Here is a 24965-nt window from a genome sequence, read left to right on the forward strand (position 1 = left end):
CCTTCCGCGGTGTTCATGGCTTCGACCGGGGATACGTGCGGTCGATGTCCCATGTTCAACGACCGAGGGATTTTCTCAGGACGTCCGGCTCCAGGACCGACGGGTGGGCCGCCGTCTCCTCCTGGGTGACCAGGTGGGTCGACCCGGATAGCGGCAGCACCGTGAGCGGTCGTCCCGCCGCCGGCAGCGGGACGGAGAAACGCAGCATGTGGGCGACGGTCACGGTGTCTCGCGGTCAGGACGTGCAGCTTGGCGGCACGGCGCCGAGCGTGTCGTAGCCGGGCAGGCAGGGATCGGGGAGTTCGTGGGCGGCGACCAGACCCGCGAGCCCGGCTCGGACGACGATGACCTCGGCCTGCACGGTGCGTGTTCCTTCCGTGGTGCTCGGGAGAGTGGTTCGGTGCCCCGGGGGCCGGCTGTCAGGCGTCGGCCCCCGGGGCGGTCTCAGGGTCGCCCCGGGGACGGTCAGCCCTGTCGTCAGCACGTCGTCGACGGCGCTGTGTGCGGGGCGTGCAGCAGGCACGGGCCGGAGGCGGTGGCCCATCCGTTCGTCTCGTCCCTCCTGACGCGGGCGGCGGCCTCCGGTGCGGGCGGATGGACGCCCGCCCGGCCGGCGCGTTCCGGTGGAAGGACTGCCCGATCGGTCGGTGCGGGGCGTGCAACCACGAGCCGGCGTCGCAGAGCTGGTGGCCGGTGAAGCGGGAGGGTGCGTCTTCGTGGACGAAGCCGTTGTGTCGGGCGACCCCGTCGCGCATGACATCCTGCTCGCCCGGCACCTGATCAAGGGCATATCCCTTATTTTCAGAAGCAGTTGTTGGTCGTCGCACCCGGCCTCGTCGGGTGGTGCTTCCGCCCACCGGCCGACGATGCTCTCCTTCGAGCTGTTGCGGTTCCTGGGCGGATGAGGCGATCACGGCGCCTACGCTGGTGGTGGGAGCCCGCCGATGGTTGTTGGGGGCGGGGGCGTCTCTCGGCTGAAAATCCCCAGATTCTCCCCAGGCCGCCAGGCCGCTGAGTCAGGAGACGGAGGCGAGGGTCATGTCCCTTTGATGGCAAGGCTGAATGAACGGATAGCCTGATAAAATGCTCACCGAAGTCACAGCGACCCGCTATGTCACGCCCCTGCGTGAGGGCGGCTCACTCCCCGGGATCGTCGAGGCTGACGATCTCGGTACCTACGTCATGAAGTTCACCGGCGCCGGACAAGGCCGTAAGACCCTCGTCGCGGAGGTCATCTGCGGGGAACTCGGCCGGCGGCTGGGACTGCGGGTCCCGGAGCTCGTCACCATCCAGCTCGACCCGGTCATCGGGCTCGCGGAGCCGGACCAAGAGGTGCAGGAACTGCTCAAGGCGAGCGGCGGGCTGAATCTCGGAATGGACTATCTGCCCGGCTCGATCGGGTTCGATCCGCTCGCCTACCAGGTGGACCCGGCAGAGGCCGGGAAGATCGTGTGGTTCGATGCGTTGATCAACAATGTCGACCGGTCGTGGCGGAACCCCAATATGCTGGTCTGGCACGGGGACGCATGGCTCATCGATCACGGCGCCACGATGATCTGGCACCACAACTGGCCGGGTGCGCAGGCCTCCGCGGCCAAGCCGTACAACGCCTCCGACCATGTGCTCGCGCCCTTCGGCCCGGACATCGCCGCCGCAGCCGCCGAGCTCGCCCCGCTCGTCACCGAGCAGCTGCTGACCGAGGTGACCGCCGAGGTGCCCGACGAGTGGCTGGTCGACGAGCCCGGTTTCGACACGACGGATGCGCTGCGCCGCGCCTATGTGGAGCCTCTGCTGGCGCGCGCCGCCACCATCCACGAGCGGATCTCGATGGACGCGCCCATGAGGACGACGCCGTCCCGCGCGCCGGGGTGGCTGACCGAGCACCTCACTCCGTGGCCGCACCCCACGAAGAAGGACCGTGCCGAGAAGGCGGCGGCGGAGAAGGCGGCGGCCGGGCGGGCCGACGAGGCGCAGAGCAGCAAGGACGACAGCCAGTGAGCAAGCGTGATGTTTTTGAGTACGCGCTGCTGCGCGTCGTGCCCCGGGTCGAGCGCGGTGAGTGCTTCAACGCGGGCGTGCTGGTGTACTGCCGAGCCAAGTCCTTCGTGGCGGCCCGCACCCATCTCGACGAGAGCAAGCTGAGGGCGCTCGATCCGAACGCCGACGTGGTCGGGGTCCGGGCGGCGCTGCGGGCCGTCGAGGGTGTCTGCGGCGGCGGCGACGCGGCCGGCCAGGCCGCCGGTGACGATGCCGGGCGGCGCTTTCGCTGGCTGATCGCCCCGCGCTCCACGGTGGTCCAGCCGAGCGCCGTGCACAGCGGCCTCACCGCCGATCCGGAGGCCGAGGTCGAGCGGCTGCTCGACCTGCTGGTGCGCTGATCCGGCCACTGTCGGCGCCGCGCGCGGACCCTGCGGTCGCGGCGCCGTCCGGTGTGACATGCACTGCTGCGCCCGTGGGCCGTTGACACCGAGTGCCAGGGCTTCTAGCGTCTCGTCTGCTGAAGGTACTAAGCGGTTGCTCAGTCATCGGGAACTTCCTGACGTCCGCTGAGCCGCGATCCAAGGGCGAGGAGAACCAAGCATGTCCACCACCGAGCAGCGTGTCGCCATCGTGACGGGAGCGGCGCGAGGCATTGGCGCCGCCACCGCGGTACGCCTGGCGGCCGAGGGCCGCGCCGTCGCCGTACTCGACCTCGACGAGGCGGCCTGCAAGGACACCGTCGAGAAGATCACCGCCGCCGGGGGCACCGCCCTCGCCGTCGGCTGCGACGTGTCGGACAGCGCCCAGGTGGAGGCCGCCGTGGCGCGGGTCGCCGCCGAGCTCGGTGCGCCGACGATCCTCGTCAACAACGCGGGCGTGCTCCGCGACAACCTGCTCTTCAAGATGAGCGAGTCCGACTGGGACACCGTGATGAACGTGCACCTGAAGGGCGCGTTCCTGATGGCCAAGGCCGTCCAGAAGTACATGGTGGACGCCAAGTTCGGCCGTATCGTCTCGCTGTCCTCGTCCTCGGCGCTCGGCAACCGCGGTCAGGCGAACTATTCCGCCGTCAAGGCCGGTTTGCAGGGCTTCACCAAGACCCTCGCCAAGGAGCTCGGCAAGTTCGGCATCACCGCCAACGCCGTCGCCCCCGGCTTCATCGTCACCGAGATGACCGCGCAGACCGCGGCCCGGGTCGGCATGGGCTTCGAGGAGTTCCAGGCCGCCGCCGCCACCCAGATCCCCGTGCAGCGCGTCGGCCGCCCGGAGGACATCGCCAACGCCATCGCCTTCTTCACCGGCGACGACGCGGGCTTCGTCTCCGGCCAGGTCATGTACGTCGCCGGCGGACCGCTCAACTGACGCGAAGGGCGGCAGACATCATGACTGTGCAGGACAGCGGAAAGGTCGCGCTCATCACGGGCGCGAGCCGGGGGATCGGTTACGGAATCGCGGAGGCACTCGTCGCCCGCGGCGACCGGGTGTGCATCACCGGGCGCGGCGAGGACGCCCTCAAGGAGGCCGTCGAGAAGCTGGGCTCCGACCGGGTCATCGCCGTCGCGGGCAAGGCGCACGACGAGGCGCATCAGGCGGCGGCGGTCGAGCGCACCATGGAGGCGTTCGGCCGCGTGGACTTCCTGGTCAACAACGCCGGTACGAACCCGGTGTTCGGCCCGATCGCCGAGCTCGACCTCAATGTCGTGCGCAAGGTCTACGAGACCAATGTGATCTCGGCGCTCGGCTTCGCCCAGCAGACCTGGAAGGCCTGGCAGAAGGAGAACGGCGGGGCGATCGTCAACATCGCCTCGGTCGCCGGTCTCTCCGCCTCGCCCTTCGTCGGCGCGTACGGCATGAGCAAGGCGGCCATGGTCAATCTGACTCTGCAGCTGGCGCACGAGTTCGCCCCGGTCGTCCGGGTCAACTCGATCGCTCCGGCCGTGGTCAGGACCAAGTTCGCCAAGGCGCTGTACGAGGGGCGCGAGGCGGAGGCGGCAGCCGCCTATCCGCTCGGTCGGCTCGGTGTCCCCGCGGACATCGGCGGGGCCGCCGCGTTCCTCACGTCGAGCCAGTCCGAGTGGATCACCGGCCAGACGCTGGTGGTCGACGGAGGCATCTTCCTGAATGCGGGCGTGGGCTGAGCACAGCCTGCGCCGGTTTGGCCCCGATTGACTCAAGTGCCCCGTCGGACCTGCGGATTGACCCGACGGGGCGCTGCGGTATGGTCTGCCGACCCATGGCCGATCGAGGAGCGTACACGTGTTCTACCGGGCCAGGCTGCAGGCCGCTGCAGCCCTTGCTTCCCTTTCTCTGCTGGCCGGCTGCGGTCTGCTTTCCGACGATGGCTCGGAGGCGAAGCAGAAGATAGCCGTCGGTACCACGAGTGAGCCCTCCACCCTCGATCCGGCGGCGGCATGGGACAACTCGTGGGAGCTGATGCGCAACGTCTTCCAGACCCTGGTGAGCTTCCCCACCGGCAGTACCAGCCCGGAGCCCGACGCCGCGGACTCCTGTGTGTTCACGGACCGGACCAGCACGGCCTATCGCTGCACGCTCAAGACGGGCCTGAAGTTCTCCAACGGGGACAAGCTCGACGCCGAGGCTGTGAAGTACTCCATCGACCGGATCACGACCATCAAGGTCAAAGGCGGCCCCCTTGGCATGCTCGGCTCGCTCGACCGGGTCGAGACCAAGGGCGACGACACCGTCATCTTCCATCTGAACAGGCCGGACGCCACGTTCCCGTTCATTCTGGCCACCCCCGCGATGTCCCTCGTGGCGCCCAGCGACTACCCGAAGGACAAGCTCCGCGAGGACGGCAAGGTCACCGGATCGGGCCCCTACCTCCTCGACAAGTACGTGCCAGGGGACCGGGCCGAGCTGGTGAAGAACCAGGGCTACAAGGGCTTTGCCAACCGCAAGAACAACGCCGTGACCATCCGGTACTTCGAGGGGTCCGCCCCCATGGTCGACGCGCTGAAGAGGAACGAGATCGACGCCACCTACCGCGGTCTCACCGCGGAGGAGGTGGTGAACCTCGAGGACAACAAGGACGAGAACAGCAAGCTGCAGCTGGTCGAGACCGTCGGCGCCGACATCCGATTCCTGGTCTTCAATCCCGAGGACCCGGCTGCGGGGAACCCCGCCGTCCGTCGGGCCGTCGCACAGCTCGTCGACCGGGACGCGCTCGTCGCCAAGGTCTACCAGGGCACCGCCGAGCCGCTGTACTCCATGATCCCCAAGGGTATCGCCGGCCACACCACCAGCTTCTTCGACACCTTCGGCAACCCGAGCCGGCAGAAGGCCAAGCAGATCCTGGTCAAGGCGGGCATCACCGAGCCCGTCGCGATGACGTTCTGGTACACCACCGACCGGTACGGCTCGTCGACCGAACCCGAGTTCGGTGAGCTGAAGCGTCAGCTGGAGGCGTCGGGTCTGTTCAAGATCACGCTCAAGGGCCTGCCGTGGAAGAAGTTCCAGGAGGGCTTCACCAAGGGCCAGTACCCGGTCTTCGGCCGCGGCTGGTTCCCGGACTTCCCGGACCCGGACAACTTCATCGCTCCTTTCGTGGGCAAGGAGAGTGTCACCGGGATGCCGTACGACAAGACCGAGATCACCCAGCACCTGCTGCCGCAGACCCGCCAGGAGAGCGACCGGGGCGCGGTCAGCAAGCAGTTCGAGCAGGCGCAGAACATCCTGGTCGACGACGTCCGGCTGCTGCCTCTGTGGCAGGGCAAGCTCTATGTCGCGGCGGGCGACGACATCGGTGGCGGCGAGCGCGCGCTGGACCCGCAGACGGTCATGCAGATGTGGGAGCTGTACCGCAAGGCCAGCTGGTAGGGCTCGCCCGGCCGGTTGTCAGTGGCCCCCGGTAGGTTCTGTGGTCAAGAACCGATTGTGTACCGGAGGTTGTTGAAGTGACCGACACCGACCTGCTGCCCGAGTCCTGGCGCGGCGTCCTCGACGAAGAGCTGCAGAAGCCGTACTTCAAGGAGCTCACCGAGTTCGTCGAGGAGGAGCGGGCCAAGGGGCCGGTCTACCCGCCCCGCGAGCAGGTCTTCGCGGCCCTGGAAGCCACTCCGTACGACAAGGTGAAGGTCCTGGTCCTCGGCCAGGACCCGTACCACGGCGAGGGGCAGGGGCACGGGCTGTGCTTCTCCGTGCGGCCCGGCGTCAGGACACCGCCCTCCTTGCGGAACATCTACAAGGAGATGAAGGAGGAGCTCGGCCTGCCGGTCCCGGACAACGGGTATCTGATGCCGTGGGCCGAGCAGGGCGTCCTGCTGCTCAACGCCGTGCTGACGGTCCGCGCCGGCGAGGCCAACTCGCACAAGGGCAAGGGCTGGGAGAAGTTCACGGACGCGGTGATCCGAGCGGTGGCCACGCGGCCCGATCCGGCGGTCTTCGTGCTCTGGGGCAACTACGCCCAGAAGAAGCTTCCGCTGATCGACGAGGAGCGCCATGCGGTGGTGAAGGGCGCACATCCGTCACCGCTGTCCGCGAAGAAGTTCTTCGGATCCCGTCCGTTCACGCAGATCAACGAGGCCGTCGCGGCGCAGGGACACCAGCCCATCGACTGGCGCATCCCCGATCTCGGCTGATCCGTCCGACCCGCCCGACAGGCCCCGGGCCCCCGGGGGTCTCCGTCGGGTCGTGCCGTGGCCGCACCTGACCCGAAAGGCAGGCCTTAGCCCGAGCCTGAGCGGGATTGCCGGTGCCAGCCGCTAGCGTCGCCGTGACCGGAATCGAACGGGCTCCACCGGGCCCGCTCGACGTCGGCCGGGGTGAACCGGGAACGGCTGGACACATGCGAGGGAGACCGCGGTGACGGAGCAGCAGGAGGCGTCGACGGATGCCGTCATGACCAGGATCGGCCAGGCGATCATGCTGCTCCACGGCGGCGACCGGGAAGAGGCCCGTAACCGCTTCGGGGCGCTCTGGGCGGAGATCGGTGAGGGCGGCGGCGCCCTGCACCGCTGCACCCTCGCGCACTACATGGCCGACACCCAGGACGATCCCGGCGACGAACTGGCATGGGATCTGAGGGCGTTGACCGCCGCCGAGGGGCTCTCCGACGAGCGCGTCGCGGAACACGGGGACTCGCTCGCGGTGCGGGCCTTCTACCCCTCGCTCCACCTCAACCTTGCGGCGGACTATGTGAAGCTCCAGCGCCCCGACGCGGCCCGGGCCCATCTGGACCGGGCCCGGAAGGCGTCCGAGCTTCTCGTGGACGACGGGTACGGGGGAGGGGTGCGCGCGGCGATCGGGCGGCTGGAGCGGCGGATTCGGGAGCTGTGAGCGGAGGTCTGTCGCGGATCGTTGCGGCCCGTCCGTTGCCGGTGGACCGCAACGATCCGAGTCGGCCGGATCCCGGCGGGATCCGCGACCGACGGGGGGCATTCAGCGGCCGTAGGTGTCCTCGCAGATCCGGGCCGCGGGGCTGCCCGCGGACCAGCCTCCGTAGCCCCGGCCGAGCGCGCAGACATTCGTCCCGGTGGCGGGGGCGGCCGGCGGATTCAGCACCCGCGCGGCTGCGGGCGGGACCTGACGAGGCCGGGGCACGCCGACGTGCTTCCGCTGCTGCGGGGCGCGTGGCGCGGTGCGTCGGGTGTCCGACGGCGCCTTCGCCGGCCGGCCGGAGGCCTTCGGCGACGGCTTCGGGGCGGGGATCGACTCCAGGCTGTCCCGGACCGGCGGCCCCACGATCTGGGGCGCCAGGTCCTGGACGGGCCTGCTGGTCTCGGGCCGGGGCGCAATGCCCGACCGGGGCTCCACGGACACACAGCCGGTGACGGCAGTGACTGCCACGCCGACCAGGAGCTTCACGGTGATACTGGTTCGCTGCACCTGGGCAACTCTGCTGTGCGGGCAGGGCGCCGCGCGAGCCGGCCGGTGATGATTGGCCCTCACGAGTGACCCCGGTCAGCGCAACGCCCCGGCCGCCGACCGGGCGCGTGGGATTCGGATCAGTCGCCGGTCGCGCCGTCGATCCGCTCCCGGACCAGGTCGGCGTGGCCGTTGTGCCGCGCGTACTCCTCGATCATGTGGGTGTAGATCCAGCGCAGGTTGAACTGCTCGCCCTTGCGGCTGCGACCGATCGACAGGTCCTCGAGCCCGTACTTCGCGGCGATCTCCCGGGCCGCGTCGATCTCCGCCCGCCAGGTGGTCCCGGTCTCCTCCCAGGTGTCCGCCTCGGTGGGGTGGAAGTCGCCGTCCTCGTCCTCGGCGGTGCAGTACAGCGACTTCGCTTCCTCGCCGGCCATGACGTTGCGGAACCAGTGGCGCTCCACCTCCGACATGTGGCGTACGAGCCCGAGCAGGCTGAGCTGCGACGGCGGTACGGACGCCTCCCGCAGCTGGGCGTCGGTGAGCCCCGCACATTTCAGCGCGAGCGTGTCGCGGTGATAGGCGAGCCAACCCTCGAGCATCGGGCGTTCGGCGGCTGTGATGGCGGGTTCGGAGCGTTCGTCTGCGGTCATGCCGGGCATTCTTTCCCAATGATCAAGACCTGGCCAGATGTTATTCGCAGGGGGGTGTCAGCAAGCCGCGCAGCAGTTCGGCGAAGCCGGTGCGCAGCTCTTTCTCGGTCGGTACGGACCGGTGGTACGACCCCGCGGCGCACGAGAACATCAGCCCTTCGCACCAGGCCACCAGGGAGAGGGCGTGTCGTTCGGGCTCGGCAGAACCGGCTGCCGTCATCAGCGCCACCAGGGGTTCGCGGAACTGTCCGCCCGTCGCGTCGAAGAACTCCCGAAGCTCCGGGCGTCGGGTGGCCTCCAGGGCCAGTTCGTAGCGGCAGATGAGCAGGTGGGGGTGGCGGGTCAGGTATCGGTGCAGGGCTGAGGCGAGGCTGCCGACGAGCGCGGCAACGCCGTGGGGCGGCCCGCCCGCGGGTCCGGCGTCCGGTTCGCCGTCCGGCCTGCCCTCGGGCCGGGCCCCGGGCATCGGAAGTTCGCCCGGGGCCAGGACCTGCGCCTCGCGCTCCGCCAGGCGCCGTACCGTCGCCTCCAGGAGCGCCTGCCGGGTACGCGCGTAGTTGGATGTCGAGCCCTGGGGGAGTCCGGCGCGTTCGTCGACCGCCCGGTGGGTGAGCCCTCGCATCCCGCGCTCGGCGAGAAGTGCCAGGGCGGCATCGGCGATCAGGTCCGCCCGGGAGGCGCCGCCGGTGCGTGTGGTGCTGGTGGTCATGGGATCAACCTACCGCTGTGACTACACCTGTAGTACGTTGGTCTCGTCACTACAGGTGTAGTTTCGAGGAGGAGTCATGGACAAGTCCCATGCGGTCGTCATCGGCAGCGGAATCGGCGGCCTCACCGCCGCCGTGGCCCTCCACCGGCGCGGCTGGCAGGTCACCGTCCTGGAGCGGGCGGCCTCGTTGGAGCCCGTCGGCGCAGGCATCGGCCTCGCTCCCAACGCGCAACGCGCCCTGGACGTCATCGGCCTCGGCGACCGGATCAGATCCCTGGCCGCCTGGCAGGGCGACGGCGGTATGCGCAGTCCGAGCGGCCGCTGGATCTCCCGGACGGACAGCGCGGCGGCGACCGAGCGGTTCGGCGGAGCGGTCGTCCTGCTGCACCGTGCGACCCTGATCGATGCTCTCGTGGCCGAACTGCCCGCATCCGTGATCCGGACCGGAACGACGGCGGAACTCGTGAACCCGGGGACCGCGGGCGGCGCCCGCGCCGTCGTCAGGATGCCCACCGCGGACCTCGAGGCCGACCTCGTCATCGCAGCCGACGGCATCAACTCGGCCGTACGCACGCACCTCTTCCCCGATCACCCCGGGCCGTCGTACGCCGGCTTCACCACATGGCGCGTCGTCGTCCCCGCTCCCGAGCAGCCCTTCGCCCCGCACGAGACCTGGGGCCGCGGCACCCTCTGGGGCACCCAGCCGCTCAAGGACGGCCGGATCTACGCGTACGCAGCCGCGGTCGCCCCCGCCGGAGCCCGGGCCGCAGACGACGAGAAGGCCGAACTGCTGCGCCGCTTCGGCGCGTGGCACGATCCGATCCCGGGGATCATCGCCGCCGTCGAACCCGACCAGGTCCTCCGCAACGATGTGCACCATCTGATCGACCCACTGCCCGCATTCCACCGAGGCCGGACCGTCCTGGTCGGCGACAGCGCCCACGCCATGACGCCCAGCCTCGGACAGGGCGGCAATCAGGCCATCGAGGACGCAATCGTGCTCGCCCACCACGCGGCGCCCGACGCCGACCTCGGGACAGCGCTCGCCGCATACAGTGCGGACCGGCTCCCCCGGACGGGCGCCATCGTCCGCAAGGCTGCCCAGGTGGCCCGTCTGATGTGCCTGACCAGCGCCGCCTCCGTCGCGGTGCGCGACACGCTGATGTCCGCCGTGTCCCGGCTCGGGCCGGCCCTGGTGCTGCGTACCTTCGACGGCATCGCGGACTGGCGGCCGCCGCAGCACACGTATGCTGCCCGGGCGAAGGACATGCATATGACACGGCGTTAGTCAGAGGGAGACCCCAGTGAAGGTCGGCTGCATCGGGCTCGGCGACATCGCGCAGAAGGCATATCTGCCGGTCCTCACCACCTTGCCCGGGGTCGAACTGCATCTGCAGACCCGCACTCCCACCACCCTCGCCGCCGTCGCCGCGTCCCACCGGATCCCGCCGGAGCAGTGCCACTCCGAGCTCGACTCGCTGATCGCCCAGGACCTGGACGCCGCCTTCGTCCACGCCCCGACCTCCGTACACCCGGAGATCACCGACCGCCTGCTCCGGGCCGGTGTCCCCACGTACGTGGACAAGCCGCTCGCCTACGAACTCGCCGATTCCGAGCGGCTGGTCAACCTCGCCGAGGAGCGCGCTGTCAGCCTGGCCGTCGGCTTCAACCGGCGGTTCGCCCCCGGCTATGCGCAGTGCATCGAGCACCCGCGCGAGCTGATCCTCATGCAGAAGAACCGGGTGGGCCTGCCCGAGGAACCGCGCGCCATGGTGCTCGACGACTTCATCCATGTCGTCGACACCCTGCGCTTCCTGGTGCCGGGGCCGGTCGAGCACACCGTCGTACGGGCGCGGATCCGTGAAGGTCTGATGCACCATGTCGTGCTGCAGCTGTCCGGAGACGGATTCACCGCCATCGGTGCGATGAACCGGCTCAGCGGTTCGACGGAGGAGCGGCTCGAGGTCTCCGGGCAGGACTCCAAGCGTGAGGTCGTCAACCTTGCCGAGGTGATCGACCACAAGGGACAGCCGAGCCTGCGGCGGCGTGGTGACTGGGTGCCGGTAGCCCGTCAGCGCGGCATCGAACAGTGCGTGCTGTCCTTCCTGGACGCCGTGCGCGCCGGGAAGCTGCTGAGCGCCCGGGACGCGCTGGAGACGCACGAACTGTGCGAGCGCATTCTGCGGGACCTGGACTGGGCGTAGCGAAACCGCTGGTCAAGGCAGGTCCGGATGCGTCCCGCACGGGCCGGATGCAGGCTGGGGTGATGGACCGCCAGCCCGTGGAGGTGACCTGGTGAAGCCCCACGACGAGCCACAGGGGTGGGGTGCTCTTCAACCGCCGCCCGGCTACTACTCGGCGGACGGGCGGCCACCCGACGCGATGCAGCGCGCCCTGATCCTGGACTGGGCGGTCAATCAGCGGATTGCGAGCGGCTGGCGGGTGGAGTCGCGCGCCGAGACGCAGGTCGTCATGGTCCGCGGGCAGCCGCTGAACCACGTGCTGCACGCCCTGCTCATGGTGTTCAGCTGCTTCCTGTGGGGCGCCGTGTGGGTGGCGCTGGCCGTGACGAACAAGGTCGAGCGGGTTGCCCTCACCGTCGACGCACAGGGGCACATCGTCTCCGTCAACGCCCCGTCATAACCGGCCCGCCGGAGCGGCCGCACCGACCGGTTCCACCCGGGTCCGCCCCCGGAGCGACCGCACACCCTCATAGGCGCAGAACGCCGCCAGCACACCGAGCGCACCCTGCACCGGCCAGTCGCCCAGCCGGACATAGAGCGTGGTGCCGGTTGCCAGCGGTACGTCGAACACGGCGGCCGCGCTGGTGTCCGTACCGAGCGGGGTGCCGATGCGACGCCCCTGCGCGTCGTACACCGTACTGATCCCGGTGAGCGTGGCGTGCACCATCGGGCGGCCGCTCTCCGCCGCCCGGAGGGCGCCCAGCGAGGCGTGCTGGGCCGGCGCCCAGCTGTGCTGGAACGTGGACGTCGACGACTGGGCGATCAGCAGCTGGGCCCCGTCCCGGGCGAGCCGCCTGCTCATGTCGGGAAACGCCGACTCGAAGCAGATCAGCGGACCTATGCGGAGCCTCTCCGCTCCGGCCCGGGATCGGGAGGAAAACACCGGGGACGGCGGCTCGGGAACGGACATCACCACCTGCCGGGTCCCGCGCAGCCGGTCCTCGCCCGCCGCCTTGCCCACCGACGTCACCCAGCCGAGCACCGAACGAACCGGAATGTACTCGCCGAACGGCACCAGACGCATCTTGTCGTAGCGGTCCCCGGTCGGGCCGTCCGGCCCCACCAGCACCGCACTCTTGAAGATCCCCGTCCGGCCCGAGGTGTCGGCCTGCCGGGCATCCATATTGACCAGCACATCCGCGCCGACCTCGCGTGACAGCTTCGCGATCCTGGCTGCGAGATCCGGGCGCTGTGACAGGTCCTCGCCGACGCTGCTCTCGCCCCAGACGACCAGGTCGAGCTGCCGGCCCACCAGCGTGCGGGTCAGCTGCTCGCTGCGTGCGAAACGCAGCTCCACGCTGTTCGACCCTTCGACGACACCGGGTTGTACGACAGCGATCCGCGCCGCTCCCGCAGGCTCCGGCTGCGGCGCCCACCTCCATATCGCGCCCACCGCCAGCGCGCCCACCACGATGCCGACCGCCGCAGCCGTCCGGGCGGCGGACGTCACGAGCAGCAGGGTGACCGCGGTGTTCACCCCCACCACCAGGAGGCTCACCAGCCACACCCCTCCTACCGATGCCACCCGGAGCGCCACGGGCACCTGCCACTGGCTTGCGCCGAGCAGCCCCCAAGGGCCGCCGAGGGCATCCCAGGAGCGGGCCAGTTCGATCATCAGCCAGCCGGACGGGACCACGACCAGGGCCGCCCCGACCCTCGCGACGGACGGCGATCCGCCGAGCAGCCGGGAGACCAGCAGCCCCCACGGCGCCCAGAGCAGACCGAGGAACGCCGCCAGTATCACGAGGAACACATGCAGGCTCGGCAGCAGCCAGTTGTGCACCGCGAGCAGGTAGCCCGTACCGCCGAGCCAGCCGTCGAGCGCGGCCCGCCGGCCCGTACCGGCTGACCGGATCAGCAGCAGCCACGGCACCAGCGCGACATACGCGAACCACCACAGAGCCGGGGCGGGAAAGGCGAGCGCGGGCAGTGCACCCGCGAGCAGCGCGGCACCACCGCGCCACCAGGGGGACCGGAGCAGGCGCTCCCCGTGCTCACGCCGAACGGCCGGAATTCGCATGCTGCGCCTCCTCGTCCTGCCCGGTGAGCAGTGTCCCCCTCCTCCTTCCCCAGTGTGGGGGGAGGGGAACGGCCGCGGCCAGAGGGGGGTGGGGCCCTTGGCGGGGATCAGCCGGGGGCGAGCTCCCCGGTGAGGCTGCGCCATTTCTCATGGACGGCCACGGTGCGGATCCGCCAGCCGATCTCCGTGCGCAACAGCCCGAACGCGTACCGGCCGCCGGAGACGAAGTTCGGTGCCGTGTTGCTGTCCGCGGCCTCGGTGACGCCGTCGTCCGGCGTGCCCCGCAGCCGCATCGGGTTGAGGTAGTCGGCCTGCACCTCGGCCCGGTCGCCGGGATAGCCCCCCAGGTCCTGGAGGTCCAGCCGACGGTTGACGATCAGATGCTGTCGTACGGGGAAGAGGCGCATGGTTTCCGCGAGCCACTGCGCCACCTCGGCTGCGGGTCCCTCGATGCCGCCCGCGCTGCGGTAGTCGGCGCGGCCGTCCGGGGTGAACAGCTCCCCGTAGTCCTGCCAGGCGCTGTCGTCCACCGCCACCGCATAGCCGGTGATCACTGCATCGATGGACAGCTGGTCCATCACGGTTGCGAGAGCCACGCGCTGCGTCATCCGGTCAGTGTGTGCCCGCCGACCGCCGAGGCCAAGGGCCGTGCACGCGCGGCGGCGGTCCGGTCCTGATCCGGACGCCCGGGGTCCGGCACGGTGCATGCCTCAGCAGGGGACGACGGCCACCGGCCCGAGCGCGTGTGTGAGCGTCGTCTGTGCGACCGGGGACAGCCCGAACCCGAGCGCCTCGCCGCCCTTTCGCCGCCCGATCACCGTGAGCGCGGCCGTCGCCGATGCCGTCACCAGGGTGTGCGACGCGGAGCCGTGGGTCGGCTCCAGCACGAGCTCGACCTGCGGGTACTTCTCGCGTCGGCCTGCGGTGAGCTCCGAGAGGGTCCGCTCGGCGGCGCCCGCCGCCGCGTCCCGGTCGAAGACGGGTCCGCCGGAGAGCATCGACGAGAACATCGTCCAGCCGTGCACGATCCGCAGCCGCGCGCCGGGCCGGGCCGCTGCCGCCTCGAACGCGAACTCCAGTACCGCCTCGCTGCTCTCGTCGGCAGCCACTCCCGCGACAATGTCCGGGAATGTCTCAGCAGCGTCCACCGCGTCGTCGTCCCCCCGACCGCTGTGGATGACGACGACCGGGCACGCGGCCATCGAAGCCGTCGCAAGACTGTTCGATCCGATCAGCAGGGACCGGAATCCGCCCAGACCGCGGGAGCCCAGCACCAGCAGCGACGCGTGCCCGCCGAGCGAGGTCAGCGCGGCCACGGGGAAGTCGAGCGGGCTGAGCGTCGACGGGTGCAGGTCCGGAGCGATCAGCGACACCCGCCGTACGGACTCCGTGAGCAGTTCCTCGGCCTGTCGCTGCTGCGCCTCCTGGGCGGTATGCCGGGAGGGGATCCGGACATGCACGATCGTCAGCGGAAGTCCTCGCCGGACGGCTTCACGCGCGGCCCAGTCGAGGGCGTCGTAGCTGTGCGAGGAGCCGTCGACGGCGGCGATCACGGGACGCTCGGCGGTGGTCATGGAGTCCTCCAGAGTCCGGCGGTGCATGTCCCAGGCTGGTATGCGAACGCAGCATCCGACAGGGACTTTCGGCCCTTTTCTGCCCTGTGCGTCCGAGGGCCGACCCGGCGGGTGCAGGACCGGCCGCTTTCCGGTGCCGGTGGCGGCCGGTCCCGGACCACCGCCGGGACCTTGGGCAGCGGCAGGCCGGCGTCCCGGAACAGATCGTCCAGCCCGAGGTCGCTCGTCGTCGTGGTCAAGGCGCGCCACCGACGCGTGGGGGTGACGACCGGTACTCCGAGGGGCGTACGTCGGCTGCCTTCGGACGTACGACGACGCCGGGCGCCTCCCGAGGGATGCTCCGGGCATGGAGAACCAGCCCGCAGGGGCCACCACGACACAGCCCGTGCGCAGTAGCGCAGTCGGCTCGTCGCCGACCGCGCCCGTATGGCGGAATGTGCGCCCGGTGGAGCGCCTCTGCTACGGGACCGGCGTGCTCCTCGTCGTCTCCGGGCTGCTGCATCTGATCGTCTTCGCCGTCGACGGCGGGTCCTGGGACGGCCCGGTGTCCTGGCGCAAGCCCGTCACCTTCGGGGTCTCGTTCGGACTGACGCTCATCGCGCTCTGCTGGGTGGCGTCCTACCTGCGCATACGCCCCCGCACGCATACCGTGCTGCTCGCGCTGTTCGCCGCCGACTGCGTGCTGGAGGTCGGCGGCATCACGCTCCAGGCGTGGCGCGGCGTACCGTCCCACTTCAACATGGAGACCTCCTTCGACACGGCGGTCTCCATGGCGTTGGCCGTCGGCGGGGGAGTGCTGGTCGTCATCCTCACCACCCTCGCGGTCGCCGCGTTCGTCCGGCGCCCGGACGGACCGACGGGCATGGCGCTCGCGATTCGGGCCGGTTTCGCGATCCTCGTCGTCGGGCTGCTGTCCGGAGCGGCGATGATCGCCCGTGGTGTCTATCTGACACGCACCGGCCTTCAGTCGGCCGGCTACGACTCCACGGCATCGGTGAAGCCACTGCACGCGGTCGGCCTGCACGCGATCCTGGTGCTGCCCCTGCTGGCCGCGGTGTCGGCCAGAACTTCGTGGACCGCCCGCACCCGTCGTACCGTCGTCCGCGCTGCCGTGGGGTGTTATGCGGCCGCCGTCGGCGGGGCGCTGCTGTGGGCGGTCGTCGCGTACTGACGAAGGCGGTGCAGGCATCCGGGCGGTGAGGAGGCGAACTCGGAGTACGTGATGCAAGCTGCGGAAAAGGCAACGCGCCGGGGTGCACGCGAAAGGCGATCATGAGCGCGAGGGATGCGAACGTCGGGAATGCCGGGGCCGCGGCCCCGGCCGACGCGGCGCTGTCCGGTTGCGCGGCGCTGGTGACCGGTGCCTCCAGCGGCATCGGGGCGGCCACCGCCCTGGCGCTGGCCCGGCAGGGCGCGGCTCTCGCACTGGTCGCCCGTCGAGCGGACCGGCTGGAGGAACTGACCACCGTGATCCGGGACCGGGGCGGCTCGTGCGTCGCCCTCACCGCCGACCTCCGCGATGCGACTCAGGCCCGTCGTGCCGTGGAGGACGCCGCGGACCGGTTCGCACGGTTGGACGTATTGGTGAACAACGCCGGGTACGTGGCGATCGGAGCCGTGGAGGAAGGCGACCCCGAGGAATGGGACCGGATGGTCGACCTCAACCTCAAGGCCGTTCTGCACATGTCGCAGGCAGCGCTGCCGCACCTGCTGCGCGCGGCTGCTGACGCCCCGCGCCGGGTCGCCGACCTGGTGAACGTCAGCTCGCTCGCGGGCCGGGTGGCCCGTAAGAACAACAGCGTCTATTCGGCGACGAAACACGCGGTCGGAGCATTCAGCGAGGCCCTGCGCCAGGAGGTCACGGGGCGCGGTGTCCGGGTGGGCCTCGTCGAGCCGGGGATGACCACGACGGAGATGTCGACCGGCGCCGGGTTCGCAGCCGCGCGTGGTCTGCCGCAAAGCACGTGGCTCGACGCCGAGGACATTGCCCGGGCCATCGCCTTCATGGTCACTCAGCCGCGGCACGCGGCGGTCAACGAGATCATGGTGCGCCCGACGGCCCAGGAACACTGAACCAATGCGCTGACCGCCTGCTCCCCGGTCCCCGCATCGTCACCGCCCTCCAGGAGCACGGCATCAGGAGTCTGCGGAGAAGGCCGGTGAGCAGCCGACTTCCACGGGGCAGTACTGAGCACCGCCCGAGCACAGGGCTGACCAAACGTCTTAGGTCACACCTCTATCCCTGTGTCTGGTTCCGGGTGCATCGTTGCTCACGCGGGACCCGAAGCCGCTGGGCCCAGGTATCCAGTTCGGCCCCGTCCTGTGCTGCGCAGCAGGCAGGCCCGCCGCCCCTCCCGAAACCTCCCCACGGGAGGGTCTGCGGCTGCGACGGGGTGAGTTCGGTTGGTCGCTGCCCCCATCGAGTCGCGCCTCAGAGCCTGTCGGGTGACCTCTGATCGGGCGGCCACGCCCTGGCACGCACGCTTCCCGCGTTGCCGAAATGTCCTAGTAGCTCCTTCCCCGAGCTCTCAGCTTCGTTCGAGCAGGGGAGACCCCATCCGAGGACATCCCGCCGCCTTGGAATCGCACGCACCAGACCGCGTCCGCTATCCGATCGAAGGTCACCCGACAGGCTCTCAGCCACGTCCGGTTCACTGCGAGTCGGCCAAGCCGGCAGCGTGCGGCGCCTCGGCTCTCGCGTGTCGAGCGTCAGGCGAGGCGCAGACGGAACCTCGCGGGCGGCTTCGGACGGGGCCGCAGGTCACGCCGCCGGACTCGACCGGCAGCACTAGCCCGCCGACTCACCCGCGTGCGGGCTCAGCACACCGGTCGCCACCAGCGCGAACAGCACCAGACCCAGCAGTACGCGGTAGATGACGAACGGCATGAAGCTCTTGGTCGTGATGAACTTCATGAACCAGGCGATGACCGCGTATCCGACACCGAAGGCGATGAACGTCGCGAAGATCGTCGGCCCCCACGACACGTGCCCCTCGCCCGCGTCCTTCAGCTCGAAGACACCCGAGGCGAGCACCGCCGGGATCGCCAACAGGAACGAGTAGCGGGCCGCGGCCTCGCGGGTGTAGCCCATCAGCAGACCACCGCTGATCGTGGCGCCCGAGCGGGAGACGCCGGGGATCAGGGCCAGCGCCTGGCAGAAGCCGAAGATCAGGCCGTCCTTGACACCGAGTTCCTTGAGGGACTTGCGCTCCCTTGTCGCCCGGTGCTTTCCGCCCACCTCGTCGCGGGCGGCGAGACGGTCGGCGATGCCGAGGACGATGCCCATCACGATCAGGGTGGTGGCGATGAGGCGCAGGTCGCGGAACGGGCCCTCGATCTGGTCCTTGAAGGTCACGCCGAGGACGCCGATCGGGATGGAGCCGACGATGACGAGCCAGCCCATCTGCGCGTCGTGGTCGCTGCGCATCGACCGGTTGGTCAGCGAGCGGAACCAGGCCGAGACGATCCGGACGATGTCCTTCCGGAAGTAGATGAGGACTGCGGCCTCCGTGCCGATCTGGGTGATGGCGGTGAACGCCGCACCCGGGTCGTTCCAGCCGGCGAACGCTGCGGTGAGCCGCAGATGCGCGCTGGAGGAGATCGGCAGGAACTCGGTCAGTCCCTGAACGAGGCCCAGGACGAACGATTCGAACCAGCTCATGGGGCTTTGGCCATCCCGAAAGTGATCGTGCATCGGACGACGGCCTGCAGGGCCGTAGCCAGCGTGCGGATTGCGGTCATATGAGGGACGGGCCACGGCGGGCCCGGTGATCGTCTGCGGTGCGCGGGCAGCGTATCGCCCTTGGATGAACAGGGTGACGACTGCCCCCGCACCCACAGCCGACCCCCGGTGGTGTCAGGGCGGGCACCGGACCGCGGACCGGCTCACAGGCTCAGTCCGCGGCGAGGCGGTGCCGCTTGCGCCAGGCGACGACGGCCGCACCGACGCCCGTCAGCACGATGAAGCCCATCGCCGCCAGGAACGCGGGCGATGTCGGGGACGAGGCCTCACTGCCCGCGACGACGTAGGCGGCGGTGTTCGGGATCGAGCCGAGCCCGGTGGCCACCAGGAACGGCGGATACCCCATGCGTGAGACCGCGGCGCAGTAGTTGGCGGCGGCGAACGGAACCCCCGGGAAGAGCCGCAGCGCCAGCATCGAACGGAAGCCGTGCCGACTCAGCTGCCCGTCCGCAGCCTTCAGCCAGCGCCCACGCACCAGCGTACGGAGTGCGTCCTGCCCCAGTACCCTGCCCAGCCCGAACGAGATGCCCGCGCCGAGCACCGTGCCTGCCAGGGCGGCGGCCAGACCGGCCTGCGACCCGAACAGCGCACCCGCGGCGAGGTTGAGGAGCGGCCGCGGCACGAACGCCACGGTGGACACGCCGTACGCGAGGCCGAACAGCAGAACCGCTGCGCCGCCACCGCTCAGCTGCGCCGGCCAGCCATGGGCCAGGAGGCGCTGGGGATCGAGGAGCAGCGTGGTCACCGCGGCGGCCAGCAGCACGGCCACGAGCAGCGAGAACCGGGACCAGGGCGAGAGCAGCGCCCTCGTACAGCGCGCGGCGAGGCCGGGGGCGGGCCGGGCGGCGGGGACGGGGTCGAGCATTCGGGGAGAGTAACCGACACCTGAGGGTGATCGCCGTAATGTGCACCGTATGAGCCCCGCAGCCGAAGCCGCTCCCGGTGTGCCGCCGAGCGAGCTCGCCGACACCGTGCTGACGCGTCTGACGGTCGTCTACCCCAGGGCCGCCGATCCCGGGCGGGCCGCCTCCGCCGCCGCGTACATGAAGCACGTCGCCCCGTTCCTCGGCATCACCGCACCGCAGCGCCGGGCCCTGTCACGTACGGTCCTGGACGGCACCGGGCGTCCCGACGAGGCGGACTGCGCGGCCGTCGCCCTGCGCTGCTGGGAACTGCCCGAGCGGGAGTACCAGTACTTCGCAGCCGACTATCTGCGCCGCCACGCGCCCCGCTGTTCCCCCGGGTTCCTGCCCGTCGTACGGCACCTCGTCTCCACCGTCCCCTGGTGGGACACCGTCGATGTGCTCGCCGCCGATGTCGCAGGTCCGCTCGTCGCCGCCGGCCCGGAGCTGAAGGCGGTGATGGACGAGTGGATCGAGGACGACAACCTGTGGATCGCCCGCACCGCCCTGCTGCACCAGCTGCGCTACCGGGACGCCACCGACGCCGAACGGCTCTTCGGCTACTGCCTGCGCCGGGCGGATCACCCCGACTTCTTCATCCGCAAGGCGATCGGCTGGTGTCTGCGCGAGTACGCCAAGACCGATCCGTGGGCTGTACGGGACTTCGTCGAGGGCGCCCGGGACCGGCTCTCGCCGCTGTCCGTACGCGAGGCCATGAAGCACCTCTGAGGCGCGGCCGGCGCCGAACTCCCTTTCCGGGCCCGGCGGAAAACCATTCGACGGGGCCGCGGCCGTGGGCCATGATCGGACCCATGTTCCGGTACGCCTTCCTCGCAGCGCAGTCCGCAGTCGCGGACGCGCCGAAGGCTGCCGTCATCCCTTCCCTCCTCGCTGTCACCGCAATCACCGCGGCAGCAGCCGCAGTCGACGCAGCAGCGTTCACCGCTGCGGCAGCGCCCATCGGCGGCGCCCGAAGCTGACCCTCCCCCGACAGTCCGGCGGACCCCGTGAGGGGAGGGTCGGCGGGGCCCTGGGGTCTTCTCTCTCAGCTTCGAGTTTCCAAGGAATGAGCCATGCCCAAGACGGCATACGTGCGCACCAAGCCGCACCTCAACATCGGCACCATGGGCCACGTCGACCACGGCAAGACCACCCTGACAGCCGCCATCACCAAGGTCCTCAGTGACCGCGGCACCGGCACGTTCGTCCCGTTCGACCGCATCGACCGGGCGCCGGAGGAGGCACAGCGCGGCATCACGATCAACATCGCGCACGTCGAGTACGAGACCGACACCCGGCACTACGCGCACGTCGACATGCCCGGTCACGCCGACTACGTCAAGAACATGGTGACCGGCGCCGCGCAGCTCGACGGGGCGATTCTCGTCGTGTCCGCGCTCGACGGGATCATGCCGCAGACCGCCGAGCACGTCCTGCTGGCCCGCCAGGTCGGCGTCGACCATATCGTCGTCGCCCTCAACAAGGCCGACGCGGGCGACCCGGAGCTGACCGACCTGGTCGAGCTGGAGGTCCGCGAGCTGCTCTCCGCGCACGGCTACGGCGGCGACACCGTCCCCGTCGTCCGCGTCTCGGGACTGAAGGCGTTGGCAGGCGACCCGCGCTGGACCGCGTCCGTCGAGGCGTTGCTGGACGCCGTCGACACATACGTACCGATGCCGGTGCGCTACACCGACGCGCCGTTCCTGCTGCCGGTGGAGAACGTCCTGACCATCACCGGCCGGGGCACGGTCGTCACCGGAGCCGTCGAGCGCGGCACCGTACGCGTCGGCGACCGGGTCTCCGTGCTCGGCGCGGACATCGAGACGGTCGTCACCGGCCTGGAGACCTTCGGTAAGCCGATGGAGTCCGCGCAGGCCGGTGACAACGTGGCGCTGCTCGTACGCGGGGTGGAGCGCGACCGGGTCCGCCGCGGCCACGTGGTGGCGGCGCCCGGCAGCGTCACGCCGAGCCGTCGTTTCACCGCGCAGGTGTACGTCCTGTCGGCGCGGGAGGGCGGCCGGACCACGCCGGTCACCACCGGCTACCGGCCGCAGTTCTACATCCGTACCGCGGACGTCGTCGGGGACATCGACCTCGGCGAAGCGGCGGTGGCGCGCCCCGGCGACACGGTCACCATGACCGTCGAACTGGGCCGCGACACCCCGCTGGAGTCCGGGCTCGGCTTCGCGATCCGCGAGGGCGGTCGCACGGTCGGCGCGGGCACCGTCACCGGCCTGCTCTGATCCGGGCGCCGGGTCCGCCTCCCGACCCCACGGGAGGCGGACCCGGCGCCATGCGCGAGACTGACGGCATGGCAGACATCGCACTGGTACTCGGAGCAGGCGGCGCCACCGGCGGCGCCTGGGAGACCGGAATCCTGCACGGGCTCGCCGAGGCGGGCGTGGACCTGTCCACTGCGGATCTCGTCATCGGAAGCTCCGCCGGGGCTCTCGTCGGCGCCCAGCTCGCCTCCGGATTGATCGGCCTCCCGGAACTGTACGCACGTCAGCTGGCCGATCCTCAGGGCGAAGTCGGCGGGAAACTCGGCACCGCCACCCTCATGCGCTACGCCCGGGCGGTGCTGACCTCCCGTACCCCGGAGGCGTACGGGCAGAAGCTGGCCCGGATGGCGCGGGAGACCCGGACCGCGATCACCGCGGCCGAACGGCAGGAGCTGATCGCGGGCCGGCTCCCGTCGCCCGACTGGCCCGACCGGCAGCTGCGGATCACCGCCGTCCGCGCGGACACGGGTGAACTCCACATCTTCGACAAGGACAGCGGTATCCCGCTCGCCGACGCCGTCACCGCCAGCTGCGCCGTCCCCGCGGTCTGGCCGGTCGCCACCATCGACGGGCAGGGCTGGATCGACGGCGGGGTGTACTCCCCGGCCAACGCCCATCTGGCCGCAGGGTATGAGCGCGTCGTCGTCATCGCACCGACGGCCAGTGGCAACAAGGTGATCATCTCGCCCCGGTCCCAGGCCACCGATCTCGAAGCGAAGGGTGCCCGGGTCGCGGTCATCATGCCGGACGCGGCCGCCAAGAAGGCATTCGGCCGCAATCTCCTCAACCCGAGCCGCCGGGCCGCCGCCGCCCGGGCCGGACTCGCGCAGTCCGCGGCGCACACCGAAGCGGTCGCCGCGGTCGTCGGCAGCTGAACCGGCACCCCACAATGGGGGAGTGAACGAGCCGATACCCGTGATCCGAGAAGTGGACCAGGGCACCGCCAGACTCCTTCCCGACGTGGACCGGGACCGGGCCTGGCTGCTCACGGTCGACGGCGCACCCCAGTCGTACGTCGACCTCGACGATCCGGTCCACCTGGAGTTCGAGTACGCCCGACGGCTCGCCCATGTCCTGGACTGCGCCGCGGGACCGGACGCCCCCCTCGACGTACTCCACCTCGGCGGCGGCGCCCTCACCCTGCCCCGCTATGTCACCGCGACCCGGCCGGGCTCCCGGCAGGTCGTCGCCGAGGCCGACCTGGGCCTGCTCGCCCTGGTCGCCGAGCAGCTGCCACTCCCCGACGACAGCGGCATCACCGTGCACGGCACCGACGCCCGCGGGCTGCTGGAACGGACGCCGCCCGGCACCGTCGACGTCCTGATCGCGGACGTGTTCGGCGGATCGCGCGTGCCCGCGCACCTCACCTCCGTCGAGTACGCGCAGGCGGCCGGGCGGGCTCTGCGGGACGACGGCGTCTATGCCGCCAACCTCGCCGACGGCGCACCCTTCGCATTTCTCCGCTCGCAACTGGCCAACTTCGCCACCGTCTTCGAAGAGCTCGCGCTGATCGCCGAACCGGCGGTGCTGCGTGGTAGGCGCTTCGGGAACCACGTCCTGGTCGCCTCCCGCAGCCCCCTCGACACCGCGGCTCTGGCCCGCCGCTGCGCCGCAGACGTCTTCCCCGCCCGGGTCGAGCACGGCGCCGGTCTGGTCCGGCTCATCGGCGCGGCACGGCCGGTCGGGGACGCCGAAGCGGTCGCCTCACCCGAGCCGCCCGACGGTTCCTTCGGTATCGGCTGACAGCGTCTTCCCTGACGCAACCTCGACGGTCGCGGTCCGGCGGGTGAGGTTGCGTACGTCGGGTACGAACAGCACGGCCCCCGTGCAGAGCACGACCAGCGCCGCACAGCCCCACAATGCCTGACCGCGCCCGACCAGGTCCTCCACCGGGCCGGCGACCGCCGTGGCCAGGGGCAGCATCGCCACCGATCCGAACCAGTCGTACGCCGATACGCGCGACAACTTCTCCTCCGGGATCTCCTGATGCAGGGCCGTCATCCAGGAGACGCCGAACACCTCGATGGTCACGCCGCTGACGAACATCACCGCACTCAGCCCGGCCACCGGCAGCGGCACCGCCAGCGCCGCCGACGGCAGGGCCAGCGGGAAGACGCAGAGCGTCCCGGCGAGCAGGAGCCGCCGGGGTTTCCAACGCATCATCAGCAGCGCCCCGCACAGCGTGCCGACCCCGAAGGCGGCGAGCGCGAATCCCCAGGGGCGGGCGCCGCCGAGCTCGTCCCTGGCGACCAGTGGCCCGTACACCGACTCGGCGGCACCGACCACGGCGACCACCACCGAGAATTGCGCCACGATCGACCACAGCCAGGGGCGGCCGATGAACTCCTGCCAGCCCTCTCGCAGATCGGACAGGAGTCCGCCGCCCGGCTCCCGGGCCGGGATGTGGGCGACATCCAGGAAGGCGCGCAGCGCACCGGCCACCGCGAAGGCCGCCGCGTCGACGGCCAGTACCCAGCCGGGACTCATCGCCGCGATCATGGCGCCGCCGAGCGCGGCACCCCCGATGGCGGCCCCGTGCATCGACATCCGGAAGAGCGCGAAGGCGCGGCCGGCCTGTTCGCCACTGACACTGGACATCAGCATGCCCTCGGCCGCCGGGTTGAAGAACGCCTGCCCGGTACCGCACAACGCCGTGAGCAGCATCATCTGCCACAGCTTCGGGTCGCCGGCCAGGACCAGCCAGGCGAACGCGGCCTGCGAGACACAGTTGAGCGCGTTCGCCGCCACCATCACCCGGTGGCGCGGCACCCGGTCCGCGATGGCGCCGCCGATGAGCAGGAACAGCACCAGCGGCGCGGTACGGGCGGCTGCCACCAGGCCGACGTCGCCGCCGTCGCCACCGGACTGCAGAACGGCGAACGCCGCCGCGATCAACGCACCGTGGGTACCCAGGCCGGTGATGATCGCGGCGGCGGTCAGCAGACTGTAGTTGCGGCCGGCCCAGGCGGGGCGGCGGATGCGGAGGATGCCGGCAGGAGTCACCGAGGAACTATCGCTGCCGGGCCCCCGCCCTGCC

At 70.6% G+C, this 24965-nt stretch carries 29 protein-coding genes; 18 read left to right on the forward strand and 11 right to left on the reverse strand.

Annotation, left to right across the window (positions count from 1 at the left end; all coding sequences use genetic code 11):
* Positions 1–55 precede the first annotated feature (55 nt).
* Both OG395_RS41720 and OG395_RS41725 read right to left on the reverse strand, forming a co-directional pair.
* Entirely contained in the window at positions 56–208 is a 153-nt protein-coding gene (locus OG395_RS41720) for a hypothetical protein (RefSeq protein WP_327247542.1), read from the reverse strand.
* A gap of 27 nt (positions 209–235) precedes the next feature.
* Positions 236–361 carry a hypothetical protein gene (locus tag OG395_RS41725; protein ID WP_327247543.1) on the reverse strand — a complete coding sequence of 42 codons (126 nt, stop codon included), beginning with the start codon at positions 359–361 and terminating at the stop codon, positions 236–238.
* 355 nt (positions 362–716) lie between these two features.
* Between OG395_RS41725 and OG395_RS41730 the strand changes: the two genes are divergently transcribed.
* The 8 genes from OG395_RS41730 to OG395_RS41765 all read left to right on the forward strand — a co-directional run bounded on the left by OG395_RS41730 (position 717) and on the right by OG395_RS41765 (position 7275).
* A complete protein-coding gene (locus tag OG395_RS41730; RefSeq protein ID WP_327247544.1) occupies positions 717–905 on the forward strand; it encodes a hypothetical protein in 189 nt (62 codons plus the stop codon).
* A 178-nt stretch (positions 906–1083) separates the two neighbouring features.
* Complete coding sequence (locus tag OG395_RS41735; RefSeq protein WP_327247545.1) at positions 1084–1998, forward strand: HipA family kinase; 915 nt, start codon at positions 1084–1086, stop codon at positions 1996–1998.
* Entirely contained in the window at positions 1995–2378 is a 384-nt protein-coding gene (locus OG395_RS41740; RefSeq protein ID WP_327247546.1) for a DUF3037 domain-containing protein, read from the forward strand. Before OG395_RS41735 ends, OG395_RS41740 begins: the two co-directional genes overlap by 4 nt.
* A gap of 202 nt (positions 2379–2580) precedes the next feature.
* Positions 2581–3342, forward strand: a complete 762-nt coding sequence (gene fabG / locus OG395_RS41745; protein WP_327247547.1) for a 3-oxoacyl-ACP reductase FabG — start codon at positions 2581–2583, stop codon at positions 3340–3342.
* 20 nt (positions 3343–3362) lie between these two features.
* On the forward strand, positions 3363–4118 hold the full coding sequence (locus OG395_RS41750) for an SDR family oxidoreductase (RefSeq protein ID WP_327247548.1): 756 nt from the start codon (positions 3363–3365) through the stop codon (positions 4116–4118).
* A gap of 118 nt (positions 4119–4236) precedes the next feature.
* A complete protein-coding gene (locus OG395_RS41755) occupies positions 4237–5817 on the forward strand; it encodes an ABC transporter substrate-binding protein (RefSeq protein ID WP_327247549.1) in 1581 nt (526 codons plus the stop codon).
* A 77-nt stretch (positions 5818–5894) separates the two neighbouring features.
* Complete coding sequence (locus tag OG395_RS41760) at positions 5895–6578, forward strand: uracil-DNA glycosylase (RefSeq protein ID WP_327247550.1); 684 nt, start codon at positions 5895–5897, stop codon at positions 6576–6578.
* Positions 6579–6801: 223 nt separating this feature from the next.
* Positions 6802–7275 carry a hypothetical protein gene (locus tag OG395_RS41765; protein ID WP_327247551.1) on the forward strand — a complete coding sequence of 158 codons (474 nt, stop codon included), beginning with the start codon at positions 6802–6804 and terminating at the stop codon, positions 7273–7275.
* A 102-nt stretch (positions 7276–7377) separates the two neighbouring features.
* On the opposite strand, the gene OG395_RS41770 is transcribed toward OG395_RS41765, so the two are convergent.
* The 3 genes from OG395_RS41770 to OG395_RS41780 all read right to left on the reverse strand — a co-directional run bounded on the left by OG395_RS41770 (position 7378) and on the right by OG395_RS41780 (position 9165).
* A complete protein-coding gene (locus OG395_RS41770) occupies positions 7378–7824 on the reverse strand; it encodes a hypothetical protein (RefSeq protein WP_327247552.1) in 447 nt (148 codons plus the stop codon).
* Positions 7825–7943: 119 nt separating this feature from the next.
* Entirely contained in the window at positions 7944–8456 is a 513-nt protein-coding gene (locus OG395_RS41775) for a DinB family protein (protein ID WP_327247553.1), read from the reverse strand.
* Between the two features lie 40 nt (positions 8457–8496).
* Positions 8497–9165 carry a TetR/AcrR family transcriptional regulator gene (locus OG395_RS41780; protein WP_327247554.1) on the reverse strand — a complete coding sequence of 223 codons (669 nt, stop codon included), beginning with the start codon at positions 9163–9165 and terminating at the stop codon, positions 8497–8499.
* Between the two features lie 76 nt (positions 9166–9241).
* Here OG395_RS41780 and OG395_RS41785 point away from each other — a divergent pair, with 76 nt between their 5' ends.
* The 3 genes from OG395_RS41785 to OG395_RS41795 all read left to right on the forward strand — a co-directional run bounded on the left by OG395_RS41785 (position 9242) and on the right by OG395_RS41795 (position 11808).
* Positions 9242–10453, forward strand: a complete 1212-nt coding sequence (locus tag OG395_RS41785; RefSeq protein ID WP_327247555.1) for an FAD-dependent monooxygenase — start codon at positions 9242–9244, stop codon at positions 10451–10453.
* 16 nt (positions 10454–10469) lie between these two features.
* Positions 10470–11369, forward strand: coding sequence for a Gfo/Idh/MocA family protein (locus OG395_RS41790; protein ID WP_327247556.1), 900 nt, complete (start codon positions 10470–10472; stop codon positions 11367–11369).
* Between the two features lie 91 nt (positions 11370–11460).
* Positions 11461–11808, forward strand: coding sequence for a hypothetical protein (locus OG395_RS41795; RefSeq protein WP_327247557.1), 348 nt, complete (start codon positions 11461–11463; stop codon positions 11806–11808).
* On the opposite strand, the gene lnt is transcribed toward OG395_RS41795, so the two are convergent.
* The 3 genes from lnt to OG395_RS41810 form a co-directional block, all read right to left on the reverse strand.
* Positions 11803–13428, reverse strand: coding sequence for an apolipoprotein N-acyltransferase (lnt, locus tag OG395_RS41800; RefSeq protein ID WP_327247558.1), 1626 nt, complete (start codon positions 13426–13428; stop codon positions 11803–11805). The two genes, OG395_RS41795 and lnt, sit on opposite strands and share 6 nt — an antisense overlap.
* Before the next feature lie 107 nt (positions 13429–13535).
* Entirely contained in the window at positions 13536–14036 is a 501-nt protein-coding gene (locus OG395_RS41805) for a nuclear transport factor 2 family protein (protein ID WP_327247559.1), read from the reverse strand.
* 102 nt (positions 14037–14138) lie between these two features.
* On the reverse strand, positions 14139–15002 hold the full coding sequence (locus OG395_RS41810; RefSeq protein ID WP_327249626.1) for a universal stress protein: 864 nt from the start codon (positions 15000–15002) through the stop codon (positions 14139–14141).
* 346 nt (positions 15003–15348) lie between these two features.
* Here OG395_RS41810 and OG395_RS41815 point away from each other — a divergent pair, with 346 nt between their 5' ends.
* Positions 15349–16173, forward strand: a complete 825-nt coding sequence (locus OG395_RS41815) for a hypothetical protein (protein WP_442818648.1) — start codon at positions 15349–15351, stop codon at positions 16171–16173.
* Between the two features lie 101 nt (positions 16174–16274).
* Complete coding sequence (locus tag OG395_RS41820) at positions 16275–17075, forward strand: SDR family oxidoreductase (RefSeq protein WP_327247561.1); 801 nt, start codon at positions 16275–16277, stop codon at positions 17073–17075.
* Positions 17076–17790: 715 nt separating this feature from the next.
* Here OG395_RS41820 and OG395_RS41825 read toward each other — a convergent pair.
* Both OG395_RS41825 and OG395_RS41830 read right to left on the reverse strand, forming a co-directional pair.
* On the reverse strand, positions 17791–18663 hold the full coding sequence (locus OG395_RS41825; protein WP_327247562.1) for an undecaprenyl-diphosphate phosphatase: 873 nt from the start codon (positions 18661–18663) through the stop codon (positions 17791–17793).
* Positions 18664–18895: 232 nt separating this feature from the next.
* Entirely contained in the window at positions 18896–19609 is a 714-nt protein-coding gene (locus tag OG395_RS41830) for a TVP38/TMEM64 family protein (protein WP_327247563.1), read from the reverse strand.
* 49 nt (positions 19610–19658) lie between these two features.
* Between OG395_RS41830 and OG395_RS41835 the strand changes: the two genes are divergently transcribed.
* From OG395_RS41835 to OG395_RS41855, 5 genes are all read left to right on the forward strand, one after another.
* Positions 19659–20375 carry a DNA alkylation repair protein gene (locus OG395_RS41835; RefSeq protein ID WP_327247564.1) on the forward strand — a complete coding sequence of 239 codons (717 nt, stop codon included), beginning with the start codon at positions 19659–19661 and terminating at the stop codon, positions 20373–20375.
* An 83-nt stretch (positions 20376–20458) separates the two neighbouring features.
* On the forward strand, positions 20459–20626 hold the full coding sequence (locus OG395_RS41840) for a hypothetical protein (RefSeq protein ID WP_327247565.1): 168 nt from the start codon (positions 20459–20461) through the stop codon (positions 20624–20626).
* A gap of 93 nt (positions 20627–20719) precedes the next feature.
* Complete coding sequence (tuf, locus tag OG395_RS41845; RefSeq protein WP_037690479.1) at positions 20720–21889, forward strand: elongation factor Tu; 1170 nt, start codon at positions 20720–20722, stop codon at positions 21887–21889.
* Between the two features lie 68 nt (positions 21890–21957).
* Positions 21958–22803, forward strand: a complete 846-nt coding sequence (locus OG395_RS41850) for a patatin-like phospholipase family protein (protein WP_327247566.1) — start codon at positions 21958–21960, stop codon at positions 22801–22803.
* Between the two features lie 22 nt (positions 22804–22825).
* The gene (locus OG395_RS41855; RefSeq protein WP_327247567.1) at positions 22826–23671 is read left to right on the forward strand and encodes a spermidine synthase; all 846 of its coding nucleotides are present in this window, start codon (positions 22826–22828) and stop codon (positions 23669–23671) included.
* On the opposite strand, the gene OG395_RS41860 is transcribed toward OG395_RS41855, so the two are convergent.
* Positions 23633–24931: an MFS transporter gene (locus OG395_RS41860; RefSeq protein ID WP_327247568.1), complete on the reverse strand. Its 1299-nt coding sequence runs from the start codon at positions 24929–24931 to the stop codon at positions 23633–23635. The two genes, OG395_RS41855 and OG395_RS41860, sit on opposite strands and share 39 nt — an antisense overlap.
* Positions 24932–24965 lie beyond the last annotated feature (34 nt).

This window comes from Streptomyces sp. NBC_01320, from assembly GCF_035974375.1.
Taxonomy (GTDB): domain Bacteria; phylum Actinomycetota; class Actinomycetes; order Streptomycetales; family Streptomycetaceae; genus Streptomyces; species Streptomyces yanii.